Annotated in this window: 13 protein-coding genes; 5 read left to right on the top strand and 8 right to left on the bottom strand. The window is 66.5% G+C overall.

The features are described from left to right. Positions 1 to 10: 10 nt before the first annotated feature. From rplS to AB4Y43_RS07570, 3 genes are all read left to right on the top strand, one after another. On the top strand, positions 11 to 406 hold the full coding sequence (gene rplS, locus AB4Y43_RS07580) for a 50S ribosomal protein L19 (RefSeq protein ID WP_035522529.1): 396 nt from the start codon (positions 11 to 13) through the stop codon (positions 404 to 406). 86 nt (positions 407 to 492) lie between these two features. Further along, a complete protein-coding gene (locus AB4Y43_RS07575; RefSeq protein ID WP_069262618.1) occupies positions 493 to 1,215 on the top strand; it encodes a CoA pyrophosphatase in 723 nt (240 codons plus the stop codon). Between the two features lie 150 nt (positions 1,216 to 1,365). Next, a complete protein-coding gene (locus AB4Y43_RS07570) occupies positions 1,366 to 2,304 on the top strand; it encodes a CobD/CbiB family protein (protein WP_368727366.1) in 939 nt (312 codons plus the stop codon). A 79-nt stretch (positions 2,305 to 2,383) separates the two neighbouring features. Here AB4Y43_RS07570 and AB4Y43_RS07565 read toward each other — a convergent pair whose 3' ends face one another. From AB4Y43_RS07565 to AB4Y43_RS07555, 3 genes are read right to left on the bottom strand one after another with little or no spacing between them, the layout of a single operon-like run. Then, positions 2,384 to 2,707 carry a DUF2007 domain-containing protein gene (locus AB4Y43_RS07565; RefSeq protein ID WP_028206738.1) on the bottom strand — a complete coding sequence of 108 codons (324 nt, stop codon included), beginning with the start codon at positions 2,705 to 2,707 and terminating at the stop codon, positions 2,384 to 2,386. 21 nt (positions 2,708 to 2,728) lie between these two features. Next, positions 2,729 to 3,670, bottom strand: coding sequence for a ribosome small subunit-dependent GTPase A (rsgA, locus tag AB4Y43_RS07560; RefSeq protein ID WP_368727365.1), 942 nt, complete (start codon positions 3,668 to 3,670; stop codon positions 2,729 to 2,731). Further along, on the bottom strand, positions 3,667 to 4,944 hold the full coding sequence (locus AB4Y43_RS07555) for a M48 family metallopeptidase (RefSeq protein WP_368727364.1): 1,278 nt from the start codon (positions 4,942 to 4,944) through the stop codon (positions 3,667 to 3,669). Before AB4Y43_RS07555 ends, rsgA begins: the two co-directional genes overlap by 4 nt. Before the next feature lie 112 nt (positions 4,945 to 5,056). Between AB4Y43_RS07555 and orn the strand changes: the two genes are divergently transcribed. Next, complete coding sequence (gene orn / locus AB4Y43_RS07550; protein WP_069262614.1) at positions 5,057 to 5,686, top strand: oligoribonuclease; 630 nt, start codon at positions 5,057 to 5,059, stop codon at positions 5,684 to 5,686. Positions 5,687 to 5,750: 64 nt separating this feature from the next. On the opposite strand, the gene mog is transcribed toward orn, so the two are convergent. Together mog and yjgA are read right to left on the bottom strand one after the other, a co-directional pair. Next, on the bottom strand, positions 5,751 to 6,374 hold the full coding sequence (gene mog / locus AB4Y43_RS07545; RefSeq protein ID WP_342945418.1) for a molybdopterin adenylyltransferase: 624 nt from the start codon (positions 6,372 to 6,374) through the stop codon (positions 5,751 to 5,753). Next, positions 6,361 to 6,975 (bottom strand): ribosome biogenesis factor YjgA, encoded by a 615-nt coding sequence (yjgA, locus tag AB4Y43_RS07540; RefSeq protein ID WP_069262612.1) that lies wholly within the window; start codon positions 6,973 to 6,975, stop codon positions 6,361 to 6,363. Before yjgA ends, mog begins: the two co-directional genes overlap by 14 nt. A 266-nt stretch (positions 6,976 to 7,241) precedes the next feature. Here yjgA and pmbA point away from each other — a divergent pair, with 266 nt between their 5' ends. Beyond that, on the top strand, positions 7,242 to 8,612 hold the full coding sequence (gene pmbA, locus AB4Y43_RS07535) for a metalloprotease PmbA (RefSeq protein ID WP_069262611.1): 1,371 nt from the start codon (positions 7,242 to 7,244) through the stop codon (positions 8,610 to 8,612). A gap of 95 nt (positions 8,613 to 8,707) precedes the next feature. Here the strand turns inward: pmbA and AB4Y43_RS07530 are convergent, their stop codons facing one another. From AB4Y43_RS07530 to AB4Y43_RS07520, 3 genes are all read right to left on the bottom strand, one after another. Further along, positions 8,708 to 9,205: a dihydrofolate reductase gene (locus tag AB4Y43_RS07530; protein ID WP_069262610.1), complete on the bottom strand. Its 498-nt coding sequence runs from the start codon at positions 9,203 to 9,205 to the stop codon at positions 8,708 to 8,710. Between the two features lie 96 nt (positions 9,206 to 9,301). Further along, positions 9,302 to 10,726, bottom strand: coding sequence for a sigma 54-interacting transcriptional regulator (locus tag AB4Y43_RS07525; RefSeq protein WP_368616249.1), 1,425 nt, complete (start codon positions 10,724 to 10,726; stop codon positions 9,302 to 9,304). Positions 10,727 to 10,844: 118 nt separating this feature from the next. After that, positions 10,845 to 12,347: a hypothetical protein gene (locus tag AB4Y43_RS07520; protein WP_342945419.1), complete on the bottom strand. Its 1,503-nt coding sequence runs from the start codon at positions 12,345 to 12,347 to the stop codon at positions 10,845 to 10,847. Positions 12,348 to 12,429: the final 82 nt, after the last annotated feature.

Below are 12,429 nucleotides of genomic sequence, written 5' to 3'. Positions count from 1 at the left end.
GAGTCAATCCATGAATCTGATTGAAAAACTCGAGCAGGAAGAAATCCAGCGCGTGCTGGGCGAGAAGACCATCCCCGAATTCGCCCCCGGCGATACGGTGATCGTCAACGTGAACGTGGTTGAAGGTAACCGCAAGCGCGTTCAGGCATACGAAGGCGTCGTGATCGCGAAGCGTAACCGCGGCCTGAACTCGTCGTTCATCGTGCGCAAGATCTCGTCGGGCGAAGGCGTCGAGCGTACGTTCCAGACGTACTCGCCGCTGCTGGCCAGCATCGTGGTGAAGCGTCGCGGCGACGTGCGTCGCGCGAAGCTGTACTACCTGCGCAACCTGTCGGGCAAGAAGGCACGTATCAAGGAAAAGCTGGTGTCGAAAGACCGCGCAGCTGCTCCGGCCGAACAGGCGTAAAAGCTGTAAGAAAGAAGCACCCTCCGGGGTGCTTTTTTCTTTTTGGCCGCAAAATAATCTCGTGTACGTGTAATCCGGGACGCCCGTTGATCCGCCCAGTATTTGAACCCGAAAGCCTGCCGATCGAATCGACGGGCGCGAGCCTTCCGCAGGTCGCCGCGGAACGCCTGACCGCCGCCGGCTTGCGCACGCGCTTCGAGCAGCGCCTGCCGTGGGACCCCGAACCCCAGGAAGCCCGTCTGTTCGAGATGCGCGATCCGCGCGAGGCCGCCGTGCTCATGCCCATCGCCATGCGCCCGGGCGGCCTGACCGTGCTGCTCACCCAGCGCGCCGACAACCTCAGCAATCACGCGGGACAGGTGAGCTTTCCCGGCGGCAGCCGCGAACCTTCCGACCCCACCCCCATCGCCGCCGCGCTGCGCGAGGCGCACGAGGAAGTGAACCTCGACCCCGCGCGCGTCGAGGTGCTCGGCGCATTGCCCGACTACCTCACCGGCACCGGCTTCAGGGTCACGCCCGTGGTCGGTCTCGTGCACGAGCCGTTCAGTCTCGCGGCGGACTCGCTCGAAGTGGCAAGCATCTTCGAAGTGCCGCTCAGCTTTCTCATGAACCCGGTGCATCACCAGGTGCGCGTGCTCCGCTGGGAAGGCGGCGAGCGGCGCTTTTATGCGATGCCGTATCCGGACCGCAATTCGCCGGACCTCGACGTGCCCGAACCCGTCGTCGCTTCCGGTGTCGGCTCCTCGCACTTCATCTGGGGGGCGACGGCCGGTATGCTGCGCAACTTCTACCGTTTCCTGCTCGCGTAACACGTCTGGCGGCGCGTGCAAGCGTCGCTGCGCACTGTTGCGAGTTTGCCGCCCGAATTGCCGGCGATGGTCAGGCACATCTGGCCCTGTGATATCGTTGCAACACTTTCATAAAACCCCTTTCGCAACCCGATCTGCACGGCGCGTCGCATGACCTTCTTTTCCGTATTGCTGGCTCTCGTCATCGAACAGGTGCGGGCGCTGTCGCCCAATAATCCGGTCATGGCGCTCGTGCGCCTCAATGCGGAGTGGGCCGCTCACGGCTTCGACGCCGGCAAGCAGAAGCATGGCCTCATCGCGTGGCTCGTGGTCGTGCTGCCGTGGACGCTCGCCACGGCGCTCGTCTACTACGTGCTGTACCACATCAGCTTCGTGCTGGCGTTCCTGTGGAACGTGGCGGTTGTGTACTTCACGCTCGGTTTTCGCCAGTTCAGCCACTACTTCACCGACATCCATCTCGCGCTGAACAACGACGACGTGCCGCGCGCGCGTGAAATCCTCCAGGAATGGACCGGCATCGACGCCGTGGACATGCCCGTGAGCGAGATCGTGCGCCACACGCTGATTCATGCGGTGATCGCCTCGCATCGGCACGTGTTCGGCGTGTTCTTCTGGTTTCTCGTGCCGATCGGGCCCGCGGGCGCCGTGCTGTACCGCATCGCCGAATACCTCGCGCGCGAGTGGGCACGTCCGGCCGAGGAACGCACCGAGGCGTTCTCGAACTTCGCGCAGCATGTGTTCTTCGTGATCGACTGGGTGCCTGCGCGGCTCACGTCGCTGGGCTTCGCGATCGTCGGCAACTTCGAGGACGCGATCTACGCCTGGCGCAACCACACGAACCAGTGGCCCGACACCAACGAAGGCGTGCTGCTCGCCACCGGCAGCGGCGCGCTGGGCGCGCGCCTGTCAGGCCCGCTCGCCGAGCAGTCCAGCGTCGATGTGCTCGCGCAGCCGGGCGAGGGCGGTCCGTACACGGTGGGCGACGACTGCACGCCGCGTACGCTGCAATCGGCCGTGGGCCTCGTGTGGCGCGCCGTGATCCTGTGGATGATCCTGCTGCTCATGCTGACGATTGCCGTCTGGCTCTGAGCGCCCGACGCTGAATCGCAGAAATGCAAATGGGCCGCTTCCAGCGGCCCATTTTCGTCTGGATCAGCAACTCACGCCGTCACTCGTCGCGCACGTCGCGATCGCGTCCGCAATTCCAGCACACGGTGAACTGCGCCTCGAGCACCTCGCCGCAGCGCGCACAGCGCCACGTGGGCGAGCCCGGCGGCGGCCCGTTCACGGCTTCGTCAATCAGACGCCGGGCGAGCTTCTCGTCGCGCTCGTCCACGAGCCACAGTTCGGGCGCGCACTGTTCGGCCGGAATCTCGCCCATCGCGCCGCTCAGATAGCGGTTGTGCAGCTCGCAGGGCACGCCCGCCGTCGCCAGGATGTTCATCCAGTGCTGGGCGATCAGCAGATTCGGCGCGCGCACGAGCTTGAGCATAGGCGTTGGGGCAGGTGGCGGTCAGCGCACGACCTGGCTGATCTCGTGGATGAGCTGCGCGTAGAGCGCCTGGCGCTCGGGCGCGATGCGGCCGTCGTCCACCGCTTCCAGAATCGCGCAGCCCGGTTCGTGCAGGTGATGGCAGTTGTAGAAGCGGCAATGCGCGAGCAGCGGCCGGAACTCGGGGAACGCACGCTCCAGCTTGCCTTCGGTGAGGTGATAGAGGCCGAACTCCTGGAAGCCCGGCGAGTCGATCAACGCGCCGCCCTCGGGCAGCGTGTAGAGCCGCGTGAACGTCGTGGTGTGACGGCCGCTGTTGAGTGCCGTCGAGATCTCGCGCGTGGCCGCTTCGGCGTCGGGGATCAGCAGGTTCACGAGCGTCGACTTGCCCATGCCCGACTGGCCGAGCAGGATCGTCTGATGGCCGTGGAGATGCTCGGCCAGCACCGCGTGTGCTTGCTCGGGGCGGCCCTTCACCGAAACCTCCAGCACCGTATAGCCCAGCGCGCGATAGCGTTCGAGGCGCTGGCGCGCGAGCGGCAGCGCGGCCTCTACGTCGATCTTGTTGAGCACGATGAGCGGCTTGAGGTCGTTGGCCTCGGCGGCCACGAGCGCGCGCCCGAGCAGGTCCTCGCTGAAGTGCGGCTCGGTGGCGAGCACGATCAGCAACTGGTCGAGGTTCGCCGCGAAGAGCTTCGACTTGAACTGGTCGGAGCGATAGAGCAGGTTGCGCCGCTCGCCGATCGCGACGATCACGCCCTGGTCGGCGGAAGTCGACTGATACTCGACGCGGTCGCCCACCGCGACCTCGCTCTTCTTGCCGCGCGGGAAGCATTGCAGGTGCGCGCCGCCGCCGTCGGGCGCGACGAGATAATGGCGCCCATGGGCGGCGATCACCACGCCGTGCAGCGTAGTGCCTGCAGCTTTTGCGTTGTCGGCGGCTTTGGATGCGCGCCGGTTCATGCGTGCGCGAGCAGTCGGTCGATCCGCTGCGAAGCCGGCGGATGCGAGTAGTAGAACGCGGTATAGAGCGGGTCGGGCGTGAGCGTCGACGCGTTGTCCTCGTAGAGTTTCACGAGCGCGTTGACGAGATGCTGCGCGTCCGTTTGCGTGGCGGCGAAGGCGTCGGCCTCGAACTCGTGCTTGCGCGAGGAGAGGCTGCCAAGCGGCGTAACGAAGAACAGGAACACGGGCACGGCGAGGAAGAACAGCACGAGCGCGAGCCCTTCATTGCCGCCGAGCAGCGACGGCCGCACGCCGAGCCCCTCGTAGAACCAGACGCGCTGCGAGAGCCAGCCGAGCAGGGCGAGCAACGCGAGGCTGATCGCAAACGTGACGACCATGCGCTTGATCACGTGACGACGCTTGAAGTGACCGAGTTCGTGCGCAAGCACGGCCTCGATCTCGCTGCCGGACAGGCGCGTGAGCAGCGTGTCGAAGAACACGATGCGCTTGGATGCGCCAAAGCCCGTGAAATAGGCGTTGCCGTGCGCGGAACGGCGGCTGCCGTCCATCACGAACAGGCCCTTGGCCGCGAAGCCGCAGCGCTGCATGAGCGCCTCGATGCGCGAGCGCAGCGCTTCGTCGCGCAGCGGTTCGAACTTGTTGAAGAGCGGCGCGATGAAGGTGGGGTAGAGCACCAGCACGAGCATCTGGAAGGCGACCCATACGGCCCACGTCCAGAGCCACCAGAAGCTGCCCGCCTGCTTCATGAGCCAGAGCACGACGAAGAGCAGTGGAATGCCGAACGCGGCGCCGATCAGGAGCCCCTTGATGCGGTCCATGATGAAGATGCGCTTCGTCATGCGATTGAAGCCGAAGCGCTCCTCGACCACGAACTGGCGGTAGTAGTCGAGCGGCAGCTCGACCAGGCCGGAGATGGCGAGCACGGCCCCGACCAGCGCGATCTGGCCCACATATTCGCGCCCGATCGCGTCCGAGATGCCGAGATCGAGCGCCTGCACGCCGCCGAGCAGCGTGAGCGCGATCAGCACCACGGCGCCGAGCACGATCTCGATCATGCCGAGGCGCGTGCGCGCGACCGTGTAGTCGGCGGCGCGCTGGTGCGCGGCGAGCGGAATGGTGGCGGTGAACTGCGCCGGCACCGCGCCGCGGTGGGCGGCCACGAAGCGGATCTGGCGCGACGCGAGCCAGAGTTTGGTCGCGACCATGGCGAGCACGCCGACGACGAACAGCACGCTGAAGTACAGCGCAGGGGAGGGGGACAGATTAGGCATCCAGGAAGTCCGTGGTATCTATGCGACAATTATATGTTCTCGCCGGCCGGGCATCGCATCCTGTCGATGCCGCGCACGCGCCGCGCCACCAACGCTCTCCGGGTTGCCTTTCATGACTGACATTACCGCTGCCGGCGCGCCGCTCATCGAGCGCACCGACATGAACCTGATCTGGCTCGATATGGAGATGACGGGCCTCGATCCCGACAACGACCGCATCATCGAGATCGCCGTGGTGGTGACGAACTCGACGCTCGAGAAACTCGTGGAAGGCCCCGTGCTGGCCATCCATCAGCCGGAGTCGGTGCTCGACCGCATGGACGAATGGAACCGCAACACACACGGCCGCTCGGGCCTCACCGAGCGCGTGCGCGCTTCGACCGTCACGGAAGAAACCGCGACCGAGCAGATCATGGCGTTCCTTTCGCAATACGTGCCGCCGGGCAAGTCGCCGATGTGCGGCAACTCGATCTGCCAGGACCGCCGCTTCATGGCGCGCTGGATGCCCACGCTCGAGCGCTTCTTTCACTACCGCAACCTCGACGTGAGCACGCTCAAGGAGCTGTGCCGCCGTTGGCAGCCCACCCTCTACAAGGGTTTCCAGAAGCGCGCGATGCACACGGCGCTCGCCGACATCCACGAGTCGATCGACGAACTCAAGTACTACCGCGAGCACTTCCTCGTTCCGGCGCCGGGCATCGTGCCCGACGTGGCGGCAGGCGAGGCCGGCCCGGCACTCTGAGCGCCGTTGAGACACGCAGCAGCAGCGGCGCTGCCGCTGCTGCGCGATCGTTGAAGTTCGAGTGTCAAGCGCGCGGCGCCCGCTGCGCGTTCCTGGGCCGGAACGCCGCCACGACGTTCGGATCGGTTTCGATATACGGTCCGCCGATCAGGTCGATGCAGTACGGCACCGCAGCAAAAATACCGGGCACCTTCACCGTGCCCTGATCGTCGCGCAAGCCTTCCAGCGTTTCCTTGATCGACTTCGGCTGCCCCGGCAGGTTGATGATGAGCGCCGCGTGGTCGTCGTTCTCGCGGATCACGGCAACCTGGCGCGACAGAATGGCCGTCGGCACGAAATTCAGGCTGATCTGGCGCATCTGCTCGCCAAAGCCCGGCATTTCCTTTGTCGCGACCGCGAGCGTCGCCTCGGGCGTCACGTCGCGGCGCGCGGGGCCGGTGCCGCCCGTCGTCAACACGAGGTCGCAGCCGAGGCCGTCCACGAGCGCCGTGAGCGTCGCGGAGATCGTTCCCGCGTCGTCGTGGATCAGGCGCGTTTCGGCGCGCCACGGCGTTTTCAGCGCGTTGCCGAGCCACTCCATCAGCGAGGGAATGCCCTTGTCCTCGTAGACGCCGCTCGTCGCGCGGTCGCTGACCGACACGAGGCCGATCACGAGTTCGTCAGGATGGCTGCGCTCAGGCTTCGTCATCTTCGCGGTCCTCGTCGGCACGCTCGTCGTCCTGGTCTTCGCTCTCGCCAGCGCCCTGGGCGCTCGCGTCCTTGATCCACTGGAACAGCTCGCGGAAGGACCTGGGCGGCTTGCCTTGCTCCTGCTCGCGGCGCGCGTTGCGGATCAGCGTGCGGCCTTCCTGCGGGTCGGCGGCGGGGTGCTGGCGGATGAATTCGGTGAGCGCGGCGTCGTCCGCGAGCAGCTTGTCGCGCGTGCGCTCGATCCAGTGCAGGCGCGCCGTGGCGGCCCTGTTCACGCCGCGGTGCTCGTCGAGCTTCGTGCGCAGCGCGGCGACTTCGGCCTCCGTGAGCCCGCGCATCATGCGGCCCACATACTGGAGCTGGCGGCGACGGCCTTCGTGGTCGGTGATGCGGCGGCACTCGTGGACGGCGTCTGCGAGGTCTTCGGTCATCGGCATGCGCTTGAGCGCGTCCTTGGGCAGTTCCACGAGGGCCTGGCCGAGTTCCTGGAGCGCTTCCATGTCACGCTTGAGCTGCGATTTGCTCGGGCGATCGTAGCCGTTGTCGTCTTGTTCGGCGACAGCGTCGTTCATCGGTTGAATGCGGGTTTTGCGTTTCATGGGGCGTATTGTAGCGTGCGCGCGCGTGCGGCTCGGGCTGGAAGTCGGCGGAAAGCGGCGCCGGCGGCCCGATGCGGGTGCGGGCATTGGTACGGCGGTTGGTGCGGGGGCCAGGCGGCGAAAGCGCCTGTGATGCGTGTTCACATACCTTGCTATGATCGCGGGATGCGCTTTGCGAACGCTGCGCGTTCCGAGGCACCTGAATCGACACCAGCGAAACACGACATCAGCGGGCCGCACCGGCCCAATACCGGACCGTAACGACAATGGCAGCAGACATCGAAGCCCGGCAACGCTTTTTCCCCCACACCCAGGACGAGCTGAAGGAGATCGCGTCAGACATCCTGCGGCATGCCAGCGCGCTCGGCGCGAGCGACGCCGCGACCGAGATTTCCGAAGGCGACGGTTTGTCCGTCTCGGTGCGGCGCGGCGAGGTCGAGACGATCGAGCACAACCGCGACAAGATGGTCGGCGTGACCGTCTATATCGGCAACAAGCGCGGCAACGCGAGCACCTCGGACTTTTCGCCGCAGGCGCTCAAGGACACGGTGGCTGCCGCGTACAACATCGCGCGCTTCACCGCCGACGACGACTGCGCGGGCCTCGCCGAGCGCGATCTGCTCGAAACAGCGCCGCGCGACCTCGACCTCTATCACCCGTGGAATCTCTCCGCCGACGAGGCCGTGGAAATCGCGCGCCGCGCCGAAGACGCCGCGTTCGCCGTCGACCCGCGCGTGAAGAATTCCGAAGGCGCGAGCGTGTCGGCGCAGCATTCGCAGTTCGTGCTCGCCACCTCGGGCGGCTTCATGCACGGCTATCCGTACTCGCGCCACTACGTTTCGTGTGCGCCTATCGCAGGCGTCGGCCGCAACATGCAGCGCGACGACTGGTACAGCTCGCGGCGCAGCGCGGCCGAACTGGCCTCCCCCGAAGCCGTCGGGCGCTATGCGGCCGAGCGTGCGCTTTCACGCCTGAACGCGCGCAGCCTCGACACGCGCAAGGTGCCGGTGCTGTTCGAGGCGCCGCTCGCGGCGGGCCTGCTCGGCGCGTTCGTGCAGGCTGTCAGCGGCGGCGCGCTGTATCGCAAGACGTCGTTCCTCGTCGACAGCCTCGGCAAGCCGGTGTTCGCGCCGCACATCCAGATCGTCGAGGACCCGCATGTGCCGCGCGCGGCCGGCAGCGCGCCGTTCGACGAAGAGGGCGTGCGCACGCAGCGCCGCGAAGTCGTGAAGGACGGCATCGTGCAGGGCTATTTCCTGTCGTCGTATTCGGCGCGCAAGCTCGGCATGCAGACCACGGGCAACGCCGGCGGGTCGCACAACCTGCAGTTCCAGAGCTCGCTCACGAAGCCCGAGGACGACTTCGAGGAGATGCTGAAAAAGCTCGGCACGGGCCTGTTGCTGACCGAACTGATGGGTCAGGGCGTGAACTTCGTGACGGGCGACTATTCGCGCGGCGCGTCGGGCTTCTGGGTGGAGAACGGCAAGATCCAGTACCCTGTGGAAGAAATCACGGTGGCTTCCACGCTGCAGGAGATGTTCCACCACATCGTCGCCGTGGGCGCGGATACGCTCGCGCGCGGCACGCGTCAGACCGGCTCGGTGCTGATCGAGCGGATGACGGTGGCGGGGCAGTAAGCGCCCTTTAGCGCCTTCTGCACAGGCTCGATGAAAAACGGCACGCCCTGGCGTGCCGTTTTGCTTTTGGGTGCCGCGCTGCGCGCCCCCGTCGATCAATCCCGCCGCACGTACCGCACGAAAGCGAAATCGAAGTCGTTCGGTGCATTCGCATGCAGCGACTCGCGCGACGTTTCCTGCCACACGTCGGGGTCGGGCGCGGGGAAGGTGGCGTCGCCCTCGAAGTCCGCGGAGATTTCCGTCACGACGAGCTCGCGCGCAAGCCCGAGTCCTTCGCCGTAGAGCTGCGCGCCGCCGATCAGGAACGCCGTGGGCGCCTGGTCCTGGGCCGCGAGCGCGAGCGCCTCGTCGAGGCTCGTGGCGGTGTCGCAGCCGGGAAAGCGCTTGCCCGCGTCGCGCGTCACGACGATGTTGCGGCGGCCCGGCAAGGCGCGGCCGATCGATTCGTGCGTTTTACGGCCCATGATGATGGGCGCGCCCATCGTGGTGCGCTTGAAGAACGCGAGGTCTTCGGGGAGCCGCCAGGGCAGCGCGTTGTCGCGGCCGATCACGCCGTTGCGGGCGCGCGCGACAATGAGAGTGAGCGTCGTCATCGAAAGGGTAGAGGTGCGAGGTTGTAAGCTGTTCGCAGTCATTCTACCCGAGCGCGCCGGGCGCCCCGACGCGCTTCCCCTGCGGTATCGGCTCTTTCAGTCCTGCCCGTCGGGCGGCAATTCCGCCTGGTTTTCCGCATCGCCGCCAAAGAACGTTTTTTCATCGCGCAGGCCGTGCGTGCCCATCAGCCGGTAAAGCGTCACGCGCGAGATGCCGAGATCGGCAGCGGCTTCCGTGAGCCGGTGCCGGTGCCGCAGCAGCGCCGCTTCGATCGCGCGCCGCTCCGCGGCCTCGCGCGCCTGCGCGAGCGTGACCGTCTGCTGCGCGGTGAAGTGCGCGAGATCGAGATCCTCCGCCGAGATCAGCTTGCTTTCGGCCATCACGATCGCGCGGCGCACGCGGTTGATGAGCTCGCGCACGTTGCCAGGCCAGTTGTAGTTGTACAGGGCCTCGATGGCGTCTGGCGTGAAGCCGCGGATGCGGCGCGCGCTGTCCTGCTTGAACTTGTGCAGCACGTGATGCGCGAGAATTTCGATGTCCTTGCCGCGCGCGCGCAGCGGCGGCTCGTCCACGCGCAGCACGCACAGGCGGTGAAAGAGGTCGGCGCGAAAGCGTCCGTCGCGCATCGCCGCCTCGAGATCGACGTGCGTGGCCGAAATGATGCGCACGTCCACGGGAATCTGCTCGCGGCCGCCCAGCCGCTCGATCTTGCCTTCCTGCAAAAAGCGCAGCAGGCTTGCCTGGCTTTCCAGCGGCAGGTCGCCGATTTCGTCGAGAAAGAGCGTCCCGCCGTTGGCCGATTCGACGCGCCCGATCTTGCGCTGGTTCGCGCCCGTGAACGCACCGCGCTCGTAGCCGAACAATTCGGATTGCAGAAGATGGTGCGGAATCGCGCCGCAGTTGATCGGCACGAAGGTCGCCTTGCGCCGCGCGGAGCGCTCGTGGATCGCGAGCGCCGTGAGTTCCTTGCCAGTGCCCGATTCGCCCGAGATGAATACGGTGGCATCGGTGTTGGCCACCTTGCGGATCGTGCGAAAGAGCTGCTGCATCGCTTCGCAGGTGCCGACCATCTCGTCATCGTCCTGGCTCGCGGCGGCGGCCGGCGTGTCGAGATCGCACAGCGACACCATGCCGAACGCGTGGCCCACGAGGTAGTCGAGCGTCGCATGCGCGACCGGCACGTGCACGTAGTCGAAGCAATAGTGGCGGATCAAGCGCCGCACTTCGGCGTCGGTGAGGCGCGTATCGTCGGTGAGCGCGATCCATCCCACCTGCTGCAGCCGCAGAATCGTCTCGAGGCCCGCGAACTCGCGCGGCGCGAAACCCGTGAGATCGATGATGCCGGCGTAGGCCTCCTCCGGCTTCACGAGGCGCGAGGCCTCGTGCACCGTGCGCGCGGTCGAGATTTCCCAGCCACGGCTCTTGAGGTAGGCACACAGCAGCGGGTCGGGTGTACGCGCGACATACAGCAGGGTGCGCTCGATGCCCGCCTCGGGCTTCGCATCGCGCGCGCGGCCCACGTCGGGGACATCTTCGGCAAGCGGCGGCCCGCCCACGGCGAGACGCTGCCCGGCTCCGGCGAGTGGTGTCACAGTGGCGCCCAGATGTGAGGATTCGCGCACGATCGGCCTCATGTGATCAGAAGGTGTAAGGGAATCGCACGCCGACGACGAAGTTCGGTGCATCGGGCGTGAGCCCGACGGACACCGCGCCGTTGATCGTCAGGTGCTTGTTCACCACGTGGTTCAGGCCGAAGTTGAGCACCGAGGCGGTCGTCTGGCTGCCCGGCACGCCGGTCCAGGTGCCGCCCGGCGACTTGGTCTTCGACTGCGGCTCGATGGCCATGGTGTACGAAATGCTCGCCGAGTCCTTGTCCGAGAAGGCGAGCGCTACGCCGCCGCCGAACTGGATGATGTCGCCGAGCTTCACTTCGGCAGGCTCGGTCTGCCCGATCACCGAGGAGATGTCGGCGAACGAGCGTGAGATGTTGTACGTGTATGAGAAGCTGCCGAACAGCACCACGGGGTCGTAGGTCTTCAGCACCGAGATGCCGGCCGTGACGTTCCAGAAGCCCGTGCCTGTAGGCAGCTTGCTGGGAGCGACGAGATTGGTGTTGTCGGGCGTGATCTGCTGAACCTTGATGCCGAACGGCGAGGTGCCGGTCGCCGTTTTCACGCGCAGGCTGCCGACCACGTCGGGAATGCTGTTGGTTTCCTTCAGGAACTGGTAGTAGATCCCGAAGTTCACGTCGCCGATGGCGTTCGAATTGACCGATGCATCCGTGAGCGTGCTGGCCGAGCCGCCCGCGCCACCCACGATGAAGGTGCTGTGCCGGTAGACATAAGGCACGTCCACATCGATGCTCATGCGGTCCGTGAGGCCGTAGCGCGTGTCGAGGTCGGCGGTGATCGTGTGCGACTTGGTCTGCCCCAGATTGATGTTGCCGAGAAAGATCGCGTCGAGTGCAAGAAAGCCCGAAAGCTGGAGCTGGCGCCGATCGTAGTAACTGTCGCTGATGCCCCAGTCCAACGTCAGCTTGTGGTCGAAGAGCGGCGCGTGCTCGCGCTGCACGACCGCCTCTTCGGCTTGCGTGCGCGACGGCTCGGCGCTCTTTTGCGTCTCGCCCACGGTCGGGCTGCCAGTGTTGGGATTGACGCCCGGGTTGATACCAACGGGCGCGCCCTGCTGCGGCCCGCTCGCGGCCGAAGTGCCGGTCGCACCATTGGTCGCGCCCGCGTCGGGCGAGGGCGGGTTCACCGGCACGCCCGTGGCCGTGCCGGTGAGCGAACCCGGCGCCGTCGCGCCCGGCAGCGCCTGGGCGAGCGGCGGCAGGGGCACAGGCAGACCGTCTGCGCCCGGCTGTTCCGCGACCGTCGCGCCCGACGCGGCGTCAGGCGCGCCCGCGCCCGGCATGCCGCGGCCGCGTTGCGCCATTTCGAGGTTCGTCACCTGGCGCTCCAGCGACTGGATTTGCCTCTGCTGCTCGTCGACGACGCGCATGAGCGTATTCAGGCGGTCCTCGATCGACTGGCTTTGTAGCGCCTGCGCGTGGGCGGATTGCGAGAGCGCGAATAGTAAAACGGCTGCTGGAATGGCGGCCAGCGACACGTGTGGCGCGGCCGCCCTGGACATCATCTTCATTGTTCTTCCCCCGGGATCGAATGCGGGCGCCCGGCGGAACCCCCTGGTTCCACGCCCGCGCACGTCGATGCTCCTCATTCAA

It is taken from the genome of Paraburkholderia sp. BR10872 (assembly GCF_040965835.1).
Lineage (GTDB): Bacteria > Pseudomonadota > Gammaproteobacteria > Burkholderiales > Burkholderiaceae > Paraburkholderia > Paraburkholderia nodosa_A.
Note: the sequence above shows the minus strand (reverse complement) of the source record. Positions and strands in the feature narration are given on the sequence as shown.

What these genes read in the sequence shown, in the direction of transcription:
- orn (WP_069262614.1), top strand. Translation starts at nt 5,057, where the DNA reads ATGACTGACATTACCGCTGCCGGCGCGCCGCTCATCGAGCGCACCGAC.
- yjgA (WP_069262612.1), bottom strand. Translation starts at nt 6,975, where the DNA reads ATGAAACGCAAAACCCGCATTCAACCGATGAACGACGCTGTCGCCGAA.
- AB4Y43_RS07530 (WP_069262610.1), bottom strand. Translation starts at nt 9,205, where the DNA reads ATGACGACGCTCACTCTCATTGTCGCGCGCGCCCGCAACGGCGTGATC.
- AB4Y43_RS07570 (WP_368727366.1), top strand. Translation starts at nt 1,366, where the DNA reads ATGACCTTCTTTTCCGTATTGCTGGCTCTCGTCATCGAACAGGTGCGG.
- rsgA (WP_368727365.1), bottom strand. Translation starts at nt 3,670, where the DNA reads ATGAACCGGCGCGCATCCAAAGCCGCCGACAACGCAAAAGCTGCAGGC.
- AB4Y43_RS07520 (WP_342945419.1), bottom strand. Translation starts at nt 12,347, where the DNA reads ATGAAGATGATGTCCAGGGCGGCCGCGCCACACGTGTCGCTGGCCGCC.
- AB4Y43_RS07555 (WP_368727364.1), bottom strand. Translation starts at nt 4,944, where the DNA reads ATGCCTAATCTGTCCCCCTCCCCTGCGCTGTACTTCAGCGTGCTGTTC.
- pmbA (WP_069262611.1), top strand. Translation starts at nt 7,242, where the DNA reads ATGGCAGCAGACATCGAAGCCCGGCAACGCTTTTTCCCCCACACCCAG.
- rplS (WP_035522529.1), top strand. Translation starts at nt 11, where the DNA reads ATGAATCTGATTGAAAAACTCGAGCAGGAAGAAATCCAGCGCGTGCTG.
- mog (WP_342945418.1), bottom strand. Translation starts at nt 6,374, where the DNA reads ATGACGAAGCCTGAGCGCAGCCATCCTGACGAACTCGTGATCGGCCTC.
- AB4Y43_RS07565 (WP_028206738.1), bottom strand. Translation starts at nt 2,707, where the DNA reads ATGCTCAAGCTCGTGCGCGCGCCGAATCTGCTGATCGCCCAGCACTGG.